Annotated in this window: 18 protein-coding genes; 3 read left to right on the forward strand and 15 right to left on the reverse strand. The window is 61.6% G+C overall.

Annotated features, from left to right (window positions below):
* From VFU66_RS04645 to yoaA, 4 genes are all read right to left on the reverse strand, one after another.
* A partial coding sequence (locus VFU66_RS04645; RefSeq protein WP_326445073.1) for a 7-carboxy-7-deazaguanine synthase QueE occupies window positions 1-451 on the reverse strand: 451 nt, incomplete at its 3' end.
* Window positions 452-456: 5 nt separating this feature from the next.
* Complete coding sequence (gene queD / locus VFU66_RS04650) at window positions 457-837, reverse strand: 6-carboxytetrahydropterin synthase QueD (protein WP_326445074.1); 381 nt, start codon at window positions 835-837, stop codon at window positions 457-459.
* A 116-nt stretch (window positions 838-953) separates the two neighbouring features.
* Window positions 954-1199 carry a hypothetical protein gene (locus VFU66_RS04655; protein ID WP_326445075.1) on the reverse strand — a complete coding sequence of 82 codons (246 nt, stop codon included), beginning with the start codon at window positions 1197-1199 and terminating at the stop codon, window positions 954-956.
* Between the two features lie 7 nt (window positions 1200-1206).
* Complete coding sequence (yoaA, locus tag VFU66_RS04660; protein WP_326445076.1) at window positions 1207-3249, reverse strand: DNA repair helicase YoaA; 2043 nt, start codon at window positions 3247-3249, stop codon at window positions 1207-1209.
* Between the two features lie 124 nt (window positions 3250-3373).
* Between yoaA and der the strand changes: the two genes are divergently transcribed.
* Window positions 3374-5227, forward strand: a complete 1854-nt coding sequence (der, locus tag VFU66_RS04665) for a ribosome biogenesis GTPase Der (RefSeq protein WP_326445077.1) — start codon at window positions 3374-3376, stop codon at window positions 5225-5227.
* A 10-nt stretch (window positions 5228-5237) separates the two neighbouring features.
* Here the strand turns inward: der and VFU66_RS04670 are convergent, their stop codons facing one another.
* The 11 genes from VFU66_RS04670 to VFU66_RS04720 form a co-directional block, all read right to left on the reverse strand.
* Entirely contained in the window at window positions 5238-6278 is a 1041-nt protein-coding gene (locus VFU66_RS04670; protein ID WP_326445078.1) for a DUF7544 domain-containing protein, read from the reverse strand.
* Between the two features lie 46 nt (window positions 6279-6324).
* Window positions 6325-6789 (reverse strand): cyclic pyranopterin monophosphate synthase MoaC, encoded by a 465-nt coding sequence (moaC, locus tag VFU66_RS04675; protein WP_326445079.1) that lies wholly within the window; start codon window positions 6787-6789, stop codon window positions 6325-6327.
* Window positions 6790-6798: 9 nt separating this feature from the next.
* Window positions 6799-8037: a molybdopterin molybdotransferase MoeA gene (locus VFU66_RS04680; protein WP_326445080.1), complete on the reverse strand. Its 1239-nt coding sequence runs from the start codon at window positions 8035-8037 to the stop codon at window positions 6799-6801.
* A 60-nt stretch (window positions 8038-8097) separates the two neighbouring features.
* Window positions 8098-9288 (reverse strand): tetratricopeptide repeat protein, encoded by a 1191-nt coding sequence (locus VFU66_RS04685; protein WP_326445081.1) that lies wholly within the window; start codon window positions 9286-9288, stop codon window positions 8098-8100.
* A 93-nt stretch (window positions 9289-9381) separates the two neighbouring features.
* Window positions 9382-10074, reverse strand: coding sequence for a 7-cyano-7-deazaguanine synthase QueC (gene queC, locus VFU66_RS04690; protein ID WP_326445082.1), 693 nt, complete (start codon window positions 10072-10074; stop codon window positions 9382-9384).
* Entirely contained in the window at window positions 10067-10327 is a 261-nt protein-coding gene (locus VFU66_RS04695) for a putative signal transducing protein (RefSeq protein ID WP_326445083.1), read from the reverse strand. Before VFU66_RS04695 ends, queC begins: the two co-directional genes overlap by 8 nt.
* A gap of 11 nt (window positions 10328-10338) precedes the next feature.
* A complete protein-coding gene (locus tag VFU66_RS04700) occupies window positions 10339-11067 on the reverse strand; it encodes a DUF3108 domain-containing protein (RefSeq protein WP_326445118.1) in 729 nt (242 codons plus the stop codon).
* Window positions 11068-11189: 122 nt separating this feature from the next.
* Complete coding sequence (locus VFU66_RS04705; protein WP_326445084.1) at window positions 11190-11750, reverse strand: methyltransferase family protein; 561 nt, start codon at window positions 11748-11750, stop codon at window positions 11190-11192.
* Window positions 11747-12835, reverse strand: a complete 1089-nt coding sequence (waaC, locus tag VFU66_RS04710) for a lipopolysaccharide heptosyltransferase I (RefSeq protein WP_326445085.1) — start codon at window positions 12833-12835, stop codon at window positions 11747-11749. The genes VFU66_RS04705 and waaC overlap by 4 nt, the downstream gene beginning before the upstream one ends.
* 21 nt (window positions 12836-12856) lie before the next feature.
* A complete protein-coding gene (gene lpxK / locus VFU66_RS04715) occupies window positions 12857-13885 on the reverse strand; it encodes a tetraacyldisaccharide 4'-kinase (RefSeq protein ID WP_326445086.1) in 1029 nt (342 codons plus the stop codon).
* Window positions 13882-15180, reverse strand: coding sequence for a 3-deoxy-D-manno-octulosonic acid transferase (locus tag VFU66_RS04720; RefSeq protein WP_326445087.1), 1299 nt, complete (start codon window positions 15178-15180; stop codon window positions 13882-13884). Before VFU66_RS04720 ends, lpxK begins: the two co-directional genes overlap by 4 nt.
* A gap of 41 nt (window positions 15181-15221) precedes the next feature.
* On the opposite strand from VFU66_RS04720, the gene VFU66_RS04725 reads away from it, so the two are divergent.
* Together VFU66_RS04725 and recG are read left to right on the forward strand one after the other, a co-directional pair.
* A complete protein-coding gene (locus VFU66_RS04725) occupies window positions 15222-15899 on the forward strand; it encodes a hypothetical protein (protein WP_326445088.1) in 678 nt (225 codons plus the stop codon).
* Between the two features lie 32 nt (window positions 15900-15931).
* On the forward strand, window positions 15932-18316 hold the full coding sequence (gene recG, locus VFU66_RS04730; protein WP_326445089.1) for an ATP-dependent DNA helicase RecG: 2385 nt from the start codon (window positions 15932-15934) through the stop codon (window positions 18314-18316).
* The last annotated feature ends 130 nt before the right edge of the window (window positions 18317-18446 follow it).

Below are 18446 nucleotides of genomic sequence, written 5' to 3' on the forward strand. Positions count from 1 at the left end.
TGCGGTCGGAGAGGACGAACTTCACCTCGTCGTTGCGCGTGAGGGTGTCGAGATTTTCGAGGCGGAAGGTGTTTGCCGCAGCTCCTGCGCCCGGACACTTCACGTCCACGATTTTATGGACTGCCTTGGGAACCTCGGCCAGCAGGCGCTCGCCTGAGGTTTCGATCATCAGGGTGTAGCTCTGGGCGAGCAGTCGCTCCATCAACGGGAGTAGTTCCTTTGCCTGCAGCATCGGCTCGCCGCCCGTGAACTCGATGAGAGTGCAGGGTGCGAGCGCCTTGATCTGCGCTTCGATCTCGTCGAGCGTAAACGCCTTGCCGCCGGTGAAGGTGTACTCGGAGTCACACCAGGCGCAGCGGAGGTTGCACCCCGTTAGGCGCACGAAGATGCACGGCAGCCCGGCGAAGGAGGATTCTCCCTGTACGGATTTGTAGAGTTCGATGAGGTGCATGAGGGCTATTCGTAGTAGCGCGCGAAGCTGGTGTCGGTTTCGTAGAGTGTGCAGTCTTTCACGCGGACGCGCCCGGCGGTCATCTCACGCACCTGCGCGCTGGTCTGCTGATAAAAGTAGCGGGCGAGATTTTCGGCACTCGGATTGAGTTCTTTGTCGAAGGGCGCAAGGTCGTTAATCATGAAGTGGTCGAGGTATTCGACTGTCGGGCGCATGACCTGCTTGAGCAGCTTGAAGTCGAGGAGCAGGCCGGTCTCGTCCAGTTCTTCTCCGACCAGGGTCACGAAGACCTTGTAGTTGTGGCCGTGCGGGTTCTCGCACTTGCCTCGATAGTTGCGGAGGTAGTGGCCGGAGGAGAACCCGGCTTCTACAGTGACTTCAAACATGGGTAAGGGACACCTTCACTTTCAGTGCGGCACTGCGCGCTTGTCTCAGATTTAGATGGGGAACCGGCAGGCACGGCTTCACTTTTCCTCTTCTATTGTACTGTTTTCCAACAAATCTATCGCTTGCGGCGTTTGCGGCGCTCTTCGTCAGCGCGGCGCTCGGCCTGCTCGAATAGCGAGGTCAGGATGGCCGCAAGCGCCACGACCATACTGACGACGAACAGCCCCAGTCCCATGGTGCGCCATAGCGAAACGTCCCCCGGGCTGCCCGGCTGCTGCGCAATGTTGGTGTAGGAAGCACCGAAGGCAATCATTGCACAGAGCAGCAGCGTACCGGCGAGAATGTAAAGATTGCGTCCCATGCGATAACTAGATTTTCTCAGATGTGCTGAAGAACTGCTCCACGTCGGCGATCTCCTGCGTGAGCCTGTAGGGCGGCAGGCTCTCCAGAAAGATGCGTCCGTATCGCTGGCGCTGGATACGCGAGTCGAGCAGCATGAGCACACCGCGGTCCGTGAGTGAACGAATGAGGCGGCCGAAGCCTTGTTTGAGTGTGATGACCGCGTTGGGCACCTGGTAGTCGAAGAAGGGCTTGCCACCCATTTCTTCGATGGCCTTCATGCGCGCCTCGACGACTGGGTCGGTGGGGACGGCGAAGGGCAGGCGGTCGATGATGACGCAACTGAGCTGCTCGCCCTGCACATCGACGCCCTGCCAGAAGCTCGATGTGCCGAAGAGGACGGCGTTGGGGGTCTCCCGAAACTGCTGGAGCAGAACGTGGCGCGGTGCGGTGCCGTGCAGCAGCAATGGATAAGGCAGTTCGGCGAGCAAGCGGTCGTGGACGCTGCGCATCTGCGCATAGCTGGTGAAGAGGCAGAAGGCACGGCCTTTGGTGATTTCGAGCACGCGGCGGATGCGTTCGACGGCCTGCTCGAAGAAGTCTGGCTCGCGTGGATCGGGGATGTTTGGCGGCAGGTAGAGCAGGGCCTGGCTGCCGTAGTTGAAGTGGCTGGGCACGACCAGCTCGCGTGCGCTGGCCAGGCCGAGGCGGCTGCGGATGTGCTCGAAGCCGCCGGAGACTGTGAGCGTTGCAGAGGTGAGGATGACTGAACTGTAGGAGTCGAAGAGCGTCGTCGTCAGGAGCTCCGAAACATCGATGGGTGTGGCTTGCAGGTGCGTGTGGAAGGCCGGATGAGCGTGGCCGCGCGCCAGACTGCGGACTCCTCCGGCGGCGCGGCGTTCGATCCAGAAGACAGTGTTGCGGTCGGGCGATTCGAGGAGAAATGCGAGATGTGCGCGGATCTCGGCAGCACGTCGGCGCAGGCCAGGAGCCTCTTCGACGTTCTTCAGGTGCTCCAGTTCGCCTTCGAGACGTGTGAGCGCATTGAGGACGCTGGTGTAGTAGTCGCCGCTCTCTTCGAGAAACGCCTCGCGGTTGGTGAACGGCATTCTGCCTGGGCCTGCGGTCTCCATCGGAAGCACGCCGAAGAACATGCGCGCACGCTCCTTGAGCGTGGCGCAGGCGCTTTCGATGGCCATTGTGCTGACGTGCTTGGCCTTCAGCATCAACTCCACGTCGCGTACCAGCTCGTCGAATCGCTGCGTTCCGAGGCCCAGTCCGAAGTAGTTCGAGGCGACTTCTTCCAGTTCGTGCGCCTCGTCGAAGACGACCGCAGCGGCCTCGGGCAGGATGCCTGCGTCGGGCGCGCCTGCAGCCTCCTGCTTGATCGCGAGGTCGGCAAAGAAGAGGTGGTGGTTGACGATGATGATGTCGGACTCGAGCGCCTTGCGCCGCATGGCGGTGACAAAGCACTGCTCCCAGTCAGGGCAGGTTTGACCCAGGCACGCCTCGGTGCGCGCATCCAGCTTCTGCCACAAGGCGGACGACTCGGGTAGGGCGTCGATCTCGGCACGGTCGCCGGTTTCGGTCGTCTTCTCCCATTGCGCAATGTGGTGGAACTGGTCGATCTCTTCGAGACCGTTCAGCAAAGGATTGTCGCGCAGCGCGTAGAGTTTGTGGCGACAGAGATAGTTGGCGCGGCCTTTCATGTAGCAGACCTTCAGTGGGCCGAGCAGTGATTCCAGAAACGGCACGTCCTTGAAGTAGAGCTGCTCCTGAAGGTTCTTTGTGCCGGTGGAGATGATGACGCGCTGCTGCTTTTCGCGGGCGAGGCGTAGCGCGGGGAGCAGGTAGGCAAGTGTTTTGCCGGTGCCGGTGCCCGCTTCGACGATCAGGTGGCGCTTCTCCTTGAATGCCTTCTCGATGGCCCGGGCCATCTCGTACTGCCCTTTGCGATGTTCAAACGCCAACGCCGACTGTGAGAGGATGCCGCCGGGGGAGAAGAAATCGTGAAGATTCGGCAGCTTCTCCTGCGGGACGGGCACAATCGAGATGGACACATCGGTAGACAAGGTAAGTTTGTGCAACTTCTGGCAATGAAGAGAGCCGCGCTGTTTCTATAATAGACACGGTAGCGAAGATTTAGCGTAGTTCGCCAGGCCACCGAATGGTGCGCGGCAGAAAGCTGGACGTTCCGTGGCCCAACGAGACGGCAAAAAAAGGCTAGGCAAGAAGCACAGGCAGGCGAGTACGCGGCCTAAGAAGGGGCGCGCGCCGAAGATCGCTCCTACGACAGGGGCAGTCGATCCCCGCAAACGGAAGGTGCTTTCGACCAAACGTGCGGCGGCGGAGAAGGCCGCACGGGCGGGCAAGAAGTCTCCTGATAAAGAGCGGCGGGTGACGCTTGGTGGAGACCGTGGGCAGGCTGGAGAAAAACGGGGCTTCCCGCAGCGCGGGCGGATGACAACTCCTGACGGCTTTGCGGCCAACTCTTCTACTGCCTCCGAAGAGCGGGACTGGCGCGAGGTGGAGTTGCTGGCTTCGCAGATGGCGACCGCGACTGAGCGTGCAGATGCGCGTGAACTGCCGCTGATTGCAGTCTGTGGGCGGCCCAACGTGGGCAAGTCCACGCTGTTCAATCGGCTGACCGGGTCGCGGCGCTCCATCGTGGGCGACGAGCCGGGAATTACGCGTGACCGCATTTATGGCGAGATTGAATGGATGAATCGCGACGCGCGCATCGTCGATACGGGCGGCGTTATTCCAGATGACGAGGCGCTGATTCCGGCGGAGATCTTCCGCCAGGCGCAGGTGGCGCTCGACGAGGCCGACGCGATTGTGATGGTCGTGGATGGCAGGACGGAGTTGGCTTCGCCCGACATGGAGCTGGCGCGTCTGCTGCTGCGGGGCGGCAAGCCGGTGTTTCTGGCGGTCAACAAGATGGACACCGATGCGATGCTGGCCGGTGCGGAGAACTTCCGCCGTCTGGGTTTTCGCAACGTGCTGCCTATTTCGGCGGAACACGGATCTGGCATCGGCGATTTACTCGACGCTGTGTTTGCCGTATTGCCCGAAGTGGACCTCGAAGAGCCGGAGACGATGCTGACAGGCAATGATGAGGCCGCTGAAGATGAGGATGGCCCCGACTTTTCGGTCGATCCTGCCGCGAAGCGCGTCCGTCGGCTGCGTTCGCATGGCGAATACGAGAGCCGCGAGACAAAGATTGCCATCATCGGGCGTCCGAATGTTGGCAAGAGCACGCTGCTGAACGCGTTGACCGGAACGAGCCGCGCTATCGTGTCGCCGATTGCCGGAACGACGCGCGATGCTGTGGATGAGGTGGTCGAGCGTGGTGGTCATACGTTCCGGTTTGTCGATACCGCTGGCATTCGGCGCAAAGGCAAGACGAAGCTGATGGCGGAGAAGCTCTCGGTCATCATGGCGCGCAAACATCTGGAAGCAGCGGATGTGTCGCTTCTGGTCATCGACGCGACCGAAGGCGTGGCTGCGTTGGACGCCAACATTGGCGGTTATGCGCATGAGAGCGGGCGCAGCGTCATTATCGTCGTGAACAAATGGGACCTGATGACGAAGACCGGCGCGGACGGGATGCGCCTCTTCGACGGTAAGCCTCCGGCGAACCAGAAGGTCTACGAACAGCAGGTGCGCGACGCACTGAAGTATCTGGACTATGCGCCGCTGCTGTTCATTTCCGCCGCCGATGGCAAGAACATTGATCAGGTCTTCAAGAAGGTGGAGTTAGTGGCACGCGAGCGCCGCAAGCGCGTCACGACCGGCCAGATGAACCGTTTTCTGGAGCGCGTGGACTTTCAGCGCGCCAGCGTGCCGATGAATAGACGCGTCAGGATTTACTACATGACGCAGGCTGCGGTCGCTCCGCCCACGTTTGTGCTCTTCACCGACAAGGACGTGAAGCTGCACTTTGCGTTTGAGCGTTTTCTGGCAAATCAGATTCGGGAGAGCTTCGGATTCATCGGCTCGCCGATATGGTTCAAGGTGAAGGCGCGGAAAAAGAAGAAGGCGGAGTGAAGTCCGTGCATCACGATGGATTCAGCAAAGGCTCCGGAGCCATCATCGGCGGAGGCGGCGGTTCGAGCAGGTTGCCAAGCTGCGGGTAGCGGCCTCCGAGGAAGTAGAGCGCGTAGCTCTGGTAGAAGATGAGTACGACTGCCGAGATACACAGGATGGAACAGACCATCCCAGTCAGAAAGATGACGCCAAGCAGGGCGAAGCCTCCGTACATAAGAGTCCTGACCACAAAGCCGGAGTGGCGCAGCAGGAACCACATCGCCGTTCCGATGGCTCCGGTTGGAATGCCAAAGGCAAGCACTGCAAGTACGAAGCATAGTTCACCGGCGATTCCGGCGACGAGCATGAGAACGAATTTCATGAAGAAGTAGAAGAACACGCCGCCGGGTTCGCGGCGGGCAATGTCGATTGCGTTGCGCAGAGCGTCGCCCGGGCGCGCATCCCCGAAGAGGATGAAGGGGAGCACAAAGTCGCGTAGGAACCAGAATACAGTCACTACAAGGAACACAGCCAGCAAGATTGCCACGAAGAAGAGGGCGAAGCTGCCGAAGAAAGCAGCCGAAGGCGGTTGGTGATTGCCAGCGGGCATCAAGCGAATGAAGAAAATGATCGATACGGCACCGAGAGCACCTATCACCGCGCAAGCTGCGATAAAAAATACGACCTTGAGGCCAATCCAGCGCCAGGTTCTTGATGCTGTGCGATGCCATGCAGGCGCGACCAGCGTGGTGCGCGTGGCGACGAGGTCCATCAGGACCAGTTGCATCCGCGACCCCAGGTAGAACAGCACCAGCGACACGATAAGGCCGAGGACGACAATCAGCGCGATTCCGAGTATGGCCGCCTCCCCCACCGCGCCGGATAAGGGCATATCGAAGTGATGCCGCGGTTGGCTCCCTCCGACAGGCGGGAAGGCGAACTGCCCACTCATCTCGGCAATCAGGGCGACGAGGCCGAGTTTGAGCCATCGCCCTAAAACAAATGGCTGGAGCAGCGCCTTGGCGCGGTCGATGGCTGGCGTGATGGCTTCGGCGGCTGAGAGAACTCGCATAACGGGGTGCGATGAGGGTATCTCAGGGTCGATTTTTTGAACAGATTTATTTGCGCGAGTAGTCGCCGCTTTTGCCACCGCTCTTGCGCACCAGCGCGACCTCGCGGATGCGGATTCCCTTGTCGAGCGCCTTGGTCATGTCGTAGACCGTGAGCGCGGCGACGGATGCGGCTACCATTGCCTCCATCTCGACGCCGGTCCCGGCCACGGTGGCTGCGGTCGACTCGATTTCCACGCCATCGGCAACCACTCGCGCTGTGACATCCACGAAGCTCAGGGCCAGCGGATGGCACATCGGAATCAGGTCGGCCGTCTTCTTCGCGGCCTGAATACCCGCAAACCGAGCGACCTCAAGCGGGTTGCCCTTTGGGTTGCGAGGCAGGGCGGCGAGAACGGCTTCTGACAGCTCAACAAATGCGCGGGCTACTGCCTCGCGCCGCGTCGCGGTTTTGCTGCTTACGTCCACCATGTGGGCTTCGCCGGCTTCATCGTAGTGAGAGAGCTTCTCCATGCAAAGAGCCTATCGCAAGAGCACCGTAATCACATCTCCTGCGGCAAACCGTTCGCGGTCCGGCGGCAGTACGGCGTAGCAGTTCGCATGGGCGTTCGACACCAGATCACCCGAGCCCTGCCATGGGACCAGCTTCACCTCGGGCTTCGCGCGGCTCGCCCTGAGCCAGGCAGGCAACACCCGCATCAGGCCCGGTTTTCCTGCGATGTCTTCGCCAAGCGTCGCCTGCGCGAATTGCGGCCCGTACACCGTTGCGCCTTGCATCGCCCGGAGCAGGGGCGCTACAAAGCAGTGGAACGTCACCTGCGTCGAGACCGGATTTCCAGGCAGCCCGAAGAAGTACTGTGCCGTTGCCGCTTCGCTTTTGGCAAAACGGCCAAAGACTACAGGCTTGCCCGGCTGCATCTTCACGCCGGTGAAGAAGAACTCCGCGCCGAGCGCGAGCAGCACCTCCTCGACCAGGTCGTACTTGCCCATCGAGACGCCGCCCGAAAGCAGCAGGAGGTCGCATTCTCCTGCCTGGCGAATTGCTTCCTCAACCGCCTCTCGCCGGTCTGGGGCGATGGGCAGCCGGACTGCTTCGCCTCCTGATTCGGCCACCAGCGCAGCCAGCGCGTAGCTGTTCGAGTTGCGAATCTGGTGGGGCTCGGGTACGGCGTCCAGTTCCACGAGTTCGTCACCTGTGGCAACGATCGCCACTTTTGGTTTGCGGAACACTGTGAGTGTCGTGCGTCCGCAGGCAGCCGCCAGAGCGATCTCGGCAGCACCGAGCACAGTGCCTGCGCCGAGTACCGCCTCGCCAGCGCATGCCTCGCACCCGCGCGGCACGATGTTCTCTCCCTCCCGCACCGAGCGTCCAGCTATCAGACAGATTTGGTTCGGGGTCGGGTGCTCGATGTGCTCCACCATCACGACGGCGTCGGCTCCCTCAGGCACGGGTGCACCGGTCATGATCTCAATCGCTGTGCCGCTTGCCAAAGGTGCGCCGCTCCACACCTCACCAGCTCGAATCAGCCCCACGACGGTGAGGTTTGCCCCGGCGGCGGCCTCGGCGAAGCGAACGGCAAAGCCGTCCCGGGCCGAGCGCGGAAATGGAGGCTGATCGCGGTCGGCCACGAGGTCTTCTGCCAGCACGCGGCCCGCGCAATCGAGCAGGGACCTCGATTCGGCTTTCATGCATCCAGCGTGCGACGCTTCGCGCTGCACCATCTCCTGCGCCTCGTCGAAGCTGGCAACGTATTCGCTCATGCTTCCCCTCAAGCAAAAAAGGCCCCGGGCATTCAGCCCGGAGCCTTCCTGCGTATGTGCCTACTTCTTCTTTCTGCCTGCCTTATAGCTGGACTCGATGGTCTGGCCGATGCCTTGCAGAATGCCCTTCACATCCGCTGCGTGGGGGCCGTCCGGCGCAAGTGCCAGATACTTCTGATACGCCTCGACACATCCCGGCGGCGGCACAATCTTCTGCGTCTTCGGGTCCACGGTCGCCTTTGGAATCAGCGCCTGTCCCTTGATGAAGTAGGTATCCGCCCGATTCGGATCGACCGCAATCGCCTTGTCTGCGGCTGCCGCAGCCTCATCCAGTTTGCCGGCGTTGTAGAACGTGGCGGCTTCGTTGTAGTAGTACATGCCCGCGCTGGCCGGCTGCGCCTTTGCGGCGGATTCGTAGGCGTCGGACGCATTCTTGGCGTCGCCCTGCTTGCCGTAGGCCTGGCCAAGCTGGTTGTAGGCCACCGCAGCCGTCTCCACGCTGGGCTTCTTCGAGGCTGCGTTCAGGTCGATGCCTTTCTTGTAGGAGGCCGCCGCGTCACCGTACTTCTGCTGGATGGATGGATCAGTAGACGGAGTGCCGGCCGCTCGCGCTGCTTTGGCCGCGGCATCCGCGCTGCCGAGCTGTGCATCTCCGAGAGCAATCCACAGGATTGGCTCGTCGGGCTTGGCGGTCGTAGCGTTCTGCATCAGTTTGATGGCTTCGTCGAAGTTACCGGCCTTCGTGTCGGCACGCGCCTGAATCAGTTCTGCGTTCAGGTTCTTGATCTGCGAGTTGGCGGCCATCACTTCAGCATTCTTCTTCTTGTACTCCTCAAGCTGCTTCCGCTCCTCGGGAGTCATTTTGGCGACGTACTCAGCACGCGACATATCGAAGTTCACGACCTTGTCGTCATTCGCTGCGAGGTTCACATTGTCGTTGAAGTCGATGCTCTTGGCGCCCTGAAAGACCACCACGACATAGTTTCCCGGAGCAATGCCCGAGCCCTTGTAGTCGCCGTTTGCATCGATTGCGAAGGTGTAGGCATACTTGCGATCGTTGGTCTGGGATGTTCGGTCCGTGGTCAGCTTGACGTCGCCAGAGTTGAGGGCCTGGCCCGCGGGGTTGTTCACGTGGCCGTGTATGCTCGCCGTTCCCGACTGCGCCTTCACGTTTGCCGGCAGCGCCAGCGCAAAGATTGTCAGCAGACATGCAACCAGTGTGCCGCCTACCTTCCATTCAGTCCGTTTCATGCTCTCTTCTCCTGCCCCATCCAGCGGGGCTCGTGTCTAAAACCTTCAAAACTGCCGTTCACAAAAACAAAAACTTTGATGCAACCAGCGGCGTTACCGGGCCGCATACGGAATCGGGTCCGATGAACCCGCCTCGCGGAACGCCCTCAGGCGCAATACACAGCTCTCGCATAGGCCGCAGGCCTCGTCCTCGCCGGAATAGCAAGACCAACTTACATGGAATGGCGCGCCTAGTTCAACTCCCAGCCGCACGATTTCGCTTTTACGCATAGCAATCAGGGGAGTTACGACGCGGATGTCTCCGTCTTTTGTGCCTGTCTCGATGAGGCGGTTGAAGGCGTCGTAGTAGGCTGGGCGGCAGTCGGGGTATCCGGAGCTATCCTGCTCGACCGCGCCGATGAAGACTTTTTTTGCCCCCAGGACTTCGGCCCAGCTTACCCCTGCCGAAAGAAAGTGCGCGTTGCGGAAGGGCACATACGTCACCGGGATTTCTGCGCCAATCGCCGCTTCCTCGACGGGGGCCTGAGGTACGGCAATCCCAGGGTCGGTCAGGGCCGAGCCGCCGATTCTGCGGAACAGGTCCATCTTCAGGTGCATGAATTCCCTGACGCCAACCAGATGGGCGACGGCCTCAGCCGAGTGCAGCTCTCGGGCTTCGGTTCGCTGGCCGTAGCCGAAGTGGACCGCGTAGACTTCGTGGTCTCGTGCTGCCAGGGCCGCGCATACGCAGGAGTCCATGCCGCCCGACAGGCACACGACCGCACGCGACTTTCGAGGATTACTCATCGTTGTCTACCTGCGGGTCAACGACATCTTCGTCAGGCGCATCGAGAATTGCGAGGGCATCGGCCTCGTCTTTCTTATGCACCTGCAACTGTGCGTAGAAAGCGGCGCTGAGCAGGCTGTTTGTGTTCTCGCTCAGAAGAAAACACTCCACGCCAGCGGATTCGAGCACGCTCTTGGCCATCTGCGCTTCGATCGGCTCAATGAATTCCTTCACGGTCACAAACTCTTCAGGATCTTTCGGCAATGCTGTCATAGGGCCCCCGTTCACTTCGCATCATACGATTGCAGGTGGGCTGTAATGGTTCCCCAAAACAGCCGAGCCCGCATCTGCACCGGCATGTGGCGTGCGTCGTCGGTATACCAGATCCAGATATTGCCTCGGTTTTTGACGACGCCCTCATCGGCGGTAGGCTGCACGCGGATGGTCTGGAATGTGCCGGCTGGCGTCTTGATCTCTTCCCTGGCTTCGACCTTCATCGTGACGGTGACGGTGCGCATGGAGTCGGCCAGCGGGAACTTGAAGCTCTGCCCGACGATCATCGGCTGTGAGGCTGCGTAGAAGATGGCAGAGAGCGAATCGGTAACGCAGGCAGGAATCGAGGCCGTCTGCTCCTTCTGCGTGCCTTTGACCAGGTTGCGTTCCACTTGATGCTGCTTGCCCGCAGCGTAGTCGAAGGTGAGATCGCTTGAAACGCGGCGGCGACCTTCGAGCAACTGTTTACTGAAGCCGGTCGAGCAGCCGGTCTTTGTGTTGAACCCGGCCTGGAAGCTATCGACGACGGGAAAGAGCATGGTCACGGCGCCAACGGAGTCGCCCGAGGCGGTAATCTTCTGCACGTCGCCCTGCCGCTCCAGGTGAAAGACCGCCGTACCCGCCGTGAATACGCGCCAGTCCACGCTGTAGATCAGCGTCTGCCGTTCGGGATAGGTAAAGCCCTGGGGAGGAGGTTGCAAGACGGGAATCTGGCTGGGCCGCTGCACCTGCGGCTGCATCTGTTGCTGCGCGGAGATGTGTCTCCCGCCCGGCAGTGCCGTCAGCAGGACAATCACGATGGAGAACAGAATCGGTTTATGCGTGGACAGAGGGCCGCTCGCAGGTTTGGAGTTGTGGGTCGCTACCATTTCAAAAACAGCAGCCGCGCCGCCAGCGCCGCATAGATGGCGATGGCTCCCATACAGGCATTGTACTCGCGGTGATGCAGATAAAGCTTCCGCGAAAAGCTTCCCGCTTCGTCGGTGGTCTTCGCGGCCGTCAACCGGGGCAGAAGACGCGGTACCTTGCTCGCATACTCGTCGAATCCTGCAAAGTGTTCGCGCAAAAAGGCCTCTTCCGAACGGATGGTCGGCAGATAGATTGCCGCAAACAGAATCGCCAGCGCGAGGAGAATGATCCAGCTCCACGCTGCGAGTGCAAACCCGAAAGCGATCATCATCGACCCCAGATAGAGCGGGTTGCGCGTATGGGCGTAGGGACCGGTGCGGGTCAGCTCGGCGTTTTTGCGCACATAGCCCGCCGCGTAGCCGCGCAGCCAGACGCCCGGCGCTACGAGCACGAGGCTCACGAGCATCGTCTGCCACGTGGGCCGCGCCAGCCACAGAAACACAACAGCAAATACGAATCCCAACGGCACGCGGATGCGCCGGGCGATCTTCTGCCATTTTGTCCGTTCGCTCACTCGACTACTCTATCCTCTCCGCCCCGCAAAAGCTCGAATGCTGCCTCGACCACCTCGTCCACCGTAATCTGCATCAACCCGGCTTCAGTGGAAGAGTGGCGTGAGTGGTTGGTCTCGCTTGAGGCGTGCCGCAGCACGCGCGACTGCGTTGCATACGGCCCGGTGCGCGCCGGATCGGTAGGCCCGTAGAGTCCGACGACCGGTCTGCCAAACGCCGCCGCAAGATGCAGTGGGCCGGTGTCGCCCGCAATGACCAGCGCGGTACGCCGGGCGAGTGCAATCAGCTCCGGCATTGTGCACGGTATCGCAGAAGCCGCGCCGCCGCTTGCCTGAACGACAGCCTGAGCTGTTGCGTCTTCATGCGAAGATGCGTTGACCAGCACACGAAATCCTGCACGCGCCAGCTCTGACGCCACGGCACCATACCGGCTGGCAGGCCACTCCTTCGCGCCCCACCCGGCCGTGGGAGCAAGAAAAACGAACGGCACATCGCCCCCAAGTTTTTTTGTCAGCGAGGCCTCGGCTGCTTCATCGACCGGCAGGCGGATCGATGCGGGTTTCAACGCCGCGCCTGCGGCCGCACCGAGTAATTCGCATCCCTGCTCGATCACATGCGGGGCCGTTGTCTGTACGCGCTCGCCATACAGCCAGCGCGCCGGGGCCTCGCGCGGCATCGCGCGACCGACAAACTTTTGAGCGCCTGCCATCTTCCCAACGACGGCTGTACGAATCAGGCCCTGCATGTCTACACAGAGGTCGAAGTGTTCCGCGCACAGCACGCGCTTGAGCACGGCGATGCTCGCCAACGTCTCGGGAGAGAGAGGATGCCGCTTCCATTCACGCGAGGCCGCCAGATACGTCGTATCCACCAGAGGCATTGCATCGCCGCGCGTGTCCGCGTCGCTTGTTCGCAAGAGCGGCAGCCAGCGCGGCTCGATGACCCAGCCGATCGACGCATCGGGCCGCAACTCGCGCAGCGCCGTCACGGCAGGCATGGCATGGAGCACGTCGCCCATCGCGCCCATGCGCACGATCAGCACACGAGGCGGCGGTCCAGCGTCAGCAAGTTGGGATAGTGTCGTCAATCTGCCATTTTCTCATGCGCATCAGCGCCGACGCCGATCGAGTCCGCCCACCATCGTCACCAGTTGCACCAGCGCGTCTTTCTCTTCCAGCAACTCGACGTTCAGCCGCGCTACGACGATTGGCCCGATGGCCTCCAGCCGTTCGCGCATCGGCGGGGCCAGCTTCACCGCGTCTTTCTCCGTGGTCACGAATCCATTTGCTCCACACGCTCGCGCCCGATCGAGCAGAGCCTGCACATCGCGTTCGCTGTATGGATGGTGGTCGGGGAATACGACCATCGCGGTTGGCTCGTATCCTTGCCCCTTGAGCATCTTCTCGAAGCTCTCCGGCCGGGCGATGCCGCAAAATGCCAGCGGCATGGTCGGCAGTGCGACTTCACCACCTTCACCCAGACTCAGCGTTCGGCGGATGACCCACACCGCGGGCCCGCTTCCACCACGTGTCATGTCCTCCACAAACCCGTGCAGCGCATCCACCTCTTCTTCGCGCAGAATGAGCACGTCTGCTTTGGCGACGGTAGTGAGCGGCTCGCGCAGGTTTCCGGCAGGCAGCAGTCTGTCCTCCACATCCTCCTTCGTCAACAGGACAATATCGACGTCCCGCGCCAGTTGCCGGTGCTGAAAGCCGTCGTCGAGCAGATGCACCATCGTCTTCTCCGAAGGCTCGCTCTGCTCGGCCAGCAATCCCGCCTTGTACCGCTCGGCGCCGACAAACACGGGTACACCCGATCGCTGTGCGAGGAGCACCGGCTCATCGCCGTGCCAGCCGGGGTCGTCAAACGGCTCGACACGCTCGACCGTGGTCGCGCTGCGGCCATATCCGCGTGTCAGGATTCGCACCGCATAGCCACGGTGACGCAACATCGTCGCCAGCATCAGCACCACGGGGGTCTTGCCTGCGCCGCCAGCCGAAACGCTTCCCACGCTGATGACGGGGCTCTCCAACCGCTCGCGGTTGAGCCAGCCCCAGCGGAACATCTGCGTCTTCAGCGCCAGCGCAGCCCGGTAGACGGGCGCAAACGGCAGGAGCAGCGGTCTGCGAATCTTCATTGCGCGTTCACCGCCCTCTCGTTCAACAACGTCATCAATGCCTCCATGGTGCGCGCCGTTGCGCCGGACTCGGCCTCAAACACCCGGCGTCCGCGCTCGCCCATCGCCTGCGCTTCGCTGTTGTCATTGAGCAGCGCAACCAGCGTGTCGCCCAGAGTTGCGGGCGAGACCACTCGTATTGCGTCCTCGACCCGCATCTCGGCTACGATCTCGCGGAAGTTCTCAAACGAAGGCCCCATAACGACTGGAACGCCAAATCGCGCCGGCTCCAGCGGGTTGTGCCCACCCTTGGCCACCAGGCTTCCGCCCACAAATGCCGCAGTGCCGAGTGAGTACATCGAGGCCAGATCGCCAATCGTGTCGAGAAGAAAGATACTCCCTCCGTGCATATCGGTTGGATCTGCGAGAAATTCACTTGCCCGGACGCAGGAAAATCCGCTCTCCGCGACCTGCGCCCAGACCGCCGCAAAGCGATCCGGATGTCGCGGAGCCAAGACCATCACGGAGTTTGGCTCTGCCGCGAGCATGTGAGGCCATGCCTCCAGCAACATCCGCTCTTCGCCTTCCAGCGTGCTTCCGCAGACGAGCACCGGCGAACCTTCAGGAAGCCGCTTGCGCAGCATCGCCGTCAGATCGCTTTCGCCGCTGACGCGGATGTCGTACTTCAGATTGCCTGCCACCCGCACCCGATCTGCCAGAGCGCCAATGCGCTCGAGCCGCTCGGCGTTCTCCGCGCTCTGCGCCAGGTAGAGCGACACCCGATCCAACAGCGGCCGCCACAGCTTTCGCAGCCACAAATACCTGGGGAGCGACCGGTCCGAGACGCGCGCGTTCACCACCGCCAGCGCAATCCCGTCCTGCTCGCACTGCTGGATCAGGCGCGGCCAAAGCTCGCTCTCCATCAGGACGACCATTCGCGGCCGCAGCGCCGCCAGATACCGCCTGACGGCAAACTTAAAATCCAGCGGCAGATAAAACACCGGAGCATCTCGAAATCTTTCCCGTGCGAGTTTTTGCCCCGTTGCCGTTGTCGTCGAGACGGCCACCACCCACCCAGGCAGCGCCGCCCGCAGCTCGCGCACCAGCGAGGTCGCGGCCATGACCTCGCCTACTGACACCGCGTGGATCCAGACGACCTGCCGGCCGGCCACAGCCTCCCGCACGGCGCGGGGCACAAACCCCAACCGTCCCAGCAGCCCGGCGCGATACCGCCCGCTCGTCGCCATGCGCACCAGCCAGTACGGAGCGCCCACCACCAGCACCGCCGCCAGCAGCACGCTATACGCCAGCATCATCACCCTCGGCTAACCTCGCTTTGCCTCATGCGTCAGCCAAGATGATAATCAACCTGGCCATGAAGTCCTACACGATCCGCACGATTCTGCTCCTCGCCGCCGTCCTCGCGCTCGCCGCAACGCCGTTGCAGGCCCGCGAAAAGAAGGCCCCGCCCGCCAAGCCTGCCGCTCAGTACGCTGCATTCGACACGCACCCCAACGAGAAAGTCACTGTGGCCGCCGACCCTTGCAACGACCCCAAGGACTGCGACTTCTTCCGTCTGCCCTATATCCAGCATGGGTTTATCCCCATCCGAGTTGTCTTTACCAACGACGGCGACACGGCACTTTCGCTCAACGACGCACGCATCCAGCTCATTTCGGCCTCGAACCAGGTCATCCCCGCCGCCACAGAAGAGGACATCAACCGCCGCCTGTTCACGCTTAAGAGCGTTGCCGGTACCCACATTCCAATGACGCCCATCACGATCCACCATGCGCCGGTCGATAAAAAAATCACTCAGGATGAGGACGACTTCGGCTTTCAGGGCACGGTGGTCAACGCGCACTCGACCCTCGGCGGCTATCTCTTCTATGACGTGCGCGGCCTCGATGACCCGCCGCTCAAAAACGCCTCACTCTATGTCAAGGAAGTCCACACCCTCGACGGCAAAAAGCAGCTCTTTTCCTTCACGGTCTCCTTCAACAAATGGCTCGCCTCGCAACCGGCCGCGAAATAGTTGTCCGACGCGGAGCTTGATAGCATCGGGTTGTGCTTGAACTTTCTACACCGATCAGGCTGGTGAAGCGCATTGGGGAGCGCGTGGCGGCGGAGCTGGCCAAACGCGGCGTCGAGACCGTCGAAGACTTGCTGTACCATCTTCCTTTTCGCTATGAAGACCGTCTGAATCCTATCCCGATTGGCCAGTTGCAGGCGGGGACGGTGGCTTCGGTCATCGGCGAGGTGCGCGGGTCTGCGTTGCTCTACACGAAGCGGATGCCGCTGTTCGAGATGACCGTGGGGCAGGGGCTCAGCTCGGTAAAGTGCATGTGGTTTCACGGGAGCTATCTGCGAGACACATTTCGCGTGGGCCAGATGGTGGCGCTTTACGGAAGGCTCGACGCCTCGCGCTCGAGCGCGGGCAAGCTGAAGATGATTCAGCCGCAATGGGAGATTCTGCCCGAACATGGCGGGCCGGAGGCGGAGTTCGCTTCGCTTGAAGTGGGGCGGATTGTGCCGGTGTATGAGTCGCTGGGCGGCACGACGACGCGCGGCGCAAAGCTCAGCTCGAAGTGGCTGCGTCGTGTGATCTGGTCGATCTTCGAGGATCTGGAAACTTCGGAGAGAAAAGCAGATTCCTCCGCTCCGCTGCGGAGTGGAAATACAAATAGAACGCTGAATGGAAATGAAGAGGATGCGACGTTAGAGACGTTGCCTGCGGGGATGCTGGAACGGCTGGGATTGCCCGGACGACTGGCTGCGCTGCGAGCCGTGCATTTTCCCGAAGCCGGAACGCCGATGGTGGAACTGATGTCGGTGACGACGCCGGGGCATCGCAGGCTTATCTTCGAGGAACTGTTCTATCTGGAGCTTGGACTGGAGCTGAAGCGGCGTCGGATGCGCGAGCGGGAGGGTACGGCATTCGCAACTGGTCCCGGAGTCCGCGAGGCGCTCAAGCAGGTGCTGCCGTTTCATCCCACGGCAGCGCAGAAGCGCGTGCTGGGCGAGATTGTGGACGATATGCGCAAGCCTCGCCCGATGCGGCGTCTGCTACAGGGCGATGTCGGCTCGGGAAAGACCATCGTCGCTATGCAGGCGGCGCTGGTGGCGATTGAGAACGGCTATCAGGCGGCGATGATGGCCCCGACCGAGATTCTGGCGACGCAGCATTATCTTTCGGCGCGCAAGCTGTTGGGCGAGGCGGTCTCACCACGCACGGGCAGGCCGTATCGCGTCACGCTGCTGACTGGGTCGCTGGACGACGCGGCAAAACGCGAGGCGCGGGGTAGGGTCTTTCGCGGAGAGACGGACCTGGCGATTGGCACGCACGCGCTGATTGAAGACAAAGTGGACTTCGCCAACCTGGGGCTGGTGATTGTAGATGAGCAGCATCGCTTCGGCGTCGAGCAGCGGTTCAGGCTGATGAAGAAGGACACGGCACTCGATCCGGATGTGCTGGTGATGACGGCCACGCCGATTCCGCGAACGCTCGCACTGACGCTTTACGGCGATCTCGACGCAAGCGTGATCGACGAACTGCCGCCAGGAAGGACCCCTGTCGTGACGCGGCGCACCCCCGAAGAGCGCGCGGAGGATGTCTGGAGCTTTGTGCGCAAGCAAGTTGCCGAAGGGCGGCAGGCGTACATCGTCTATCCCGTGATTGAAGGCGCGCGAGACGACCAGCCAGAGCTGGACTTTCCAAAGGATGAAGAGAGCGCATCGGCGGAAAAAGCAGATTCCTACGCTCCGCCGCGGAATGGAAATACAAAAAGAAACGCAAAGACAAAGGCCGTGAAGACGCCGGCTTTGTTCGCGCCAAAACCCGCTCTGCGTGCTGCCACGGACATGTATGAGCAGTTGCGCACGGGCGCGCTGGCGGGACTGCGGCTGGGGTTGCTGCACGGTCGTCTCAGCGCGGATGACAAGGAAGTGGTGATGCGGCGGTTTCAGCGCGGAGAGATTGATGTGCTGGTCGCTACGACGGTCGTTGAGGTCGGCGTGGATGTGCCGAATGCGTCCATCATGGTGATTGAACACGCAGAGCGGTTCGGGCTGGCGCAGATGCATCAGCTTCGCGGGCGTGTGGGGCGCGGTGCGGCGAAGAGCTACTGCATCCTGATGACCGGTGGCCGCGTGAGTGAACAGGCCGAGGCACGTCTGAATGCGATGGTAACGACCCAAAACGGGTTCGACCTGGCCGAACTTGATTTGCAACTGCGCGGGCCGGGAGAGTTCTTCGGAACGCGCCAGGCTGGGATGCCGGAGTTTCGCGTAGCCAACCTGCTGCGCGACCGCGCCATGCTGGAGTTGGCCAAGCATGAGGCCGCGCAGTTTGTCTCGCAGACCGACCTGACGATCTCGAAAGTAGAACGCGCGGCTGTGTGGGAGCGGCTGAAGATACAGTGGCAGCGGAAGTATGGGCTGGTCGAAGCATAGCTCCGCGTTATGACTCAGGTCATAGCATGTGCAACCACCAAAGCGTAGGCTGCATCCGAAAGCCAGAGACGCTAAATTCAACATTTACATCTCAGCGAATAGCTCGTCACGATAAGAAGCTCAACATTAG

It is taken from the genome of Edaphobacter sp. (genome assembly GCF_035763405.1).
Taxonomy (GTDB): domain Bacteria; phylum Acidobacteriota; class Terriglobia; order Terriglobales; family Acidobacteriaceae; genus Edaphobacter.

Coding starts and splice junctions, on each gene's coding strand:
- queD (WP_326445074.1), bottom strand. CDS start 837: ATGTTTGAAGTCACTGTAGAAGCCGGGTTCTCCTCCGGCCACTACCTC.
- VFU66_RS04655 (WP_326445075.1), bottom strand. CDS start 1,199: ATGGGACGCAATCTTTACATTCTCGCCGGTACGCTGCTGCTCTGTGCA.
- VFU66_RS04670 (WP_326445078.1), bottom strand. CDS start 6,278: ATGCGAGTTCTCTCAGCCGCCGAAGCCATCACGCCAGCCATCGACCGC.
- moaC (WP_326445079.1), bottom strand. CDS start 6,789: ATGGAGAAGCTCTCTCACTACGATGAAGCCGGCGAAGCCCACATGGTG.
- VFU66_RS04680 (WP_326445080.1), bottom strand. CDS start 8,037: ATGAGCGAATACGTTGCCAGCTTCGACGAGGCGCAGGAGATGGTGCAG.
- VFU66_RS04685 (WP_326445081.1), bottom strand. CDS start 9,288: ATGAAACGGACTGAATGGAAGGTAGGCGGCACACTGGTTGCATGTCTG.
- queC (WP_326445082.1), bottom strand. CDS start 10,074: ATGAGTAATCCTCGAAAGTCGCGTGCGGTCGTGTGCCTGTCGGGCGGC.
- VFU66_RS04695 (WP_326445083.1), bottom strand. CDS start 10,327: ATGACAGCATTGCCGAAAGATCCTGAAGAGTTTGTGACCGTGAAGGAA.
- VFU66_RS04700 (WP_326445118.1), bottom strand. CDS start 11,067: ATGCAGCCGCAGGTGCAGCGGCCCAGCCAGATTCCCGTCTTGCAACCT.
- lpxK (WP_326445086.1), bottom strand. CDS start 13,885: ATGAAGATTCGCAGACCGCTGCTCCTGCCGTTTGCGCCCGTCTACCGG.
- VFU66_RS04720 (WP_326445087.1), bottom strand. CDS start 15,180: ATGATGCTGGCGTATAGCGTGCTGCTGGCGGCGGTGCTGGTGGTGGGC.
- VFU66_RS04725 (WP_326445088.1), top strand. CDS start 15,222: ATGATAATCAACCTGGCCATGAAGTCCTACACGATCCGCACGATTCTG.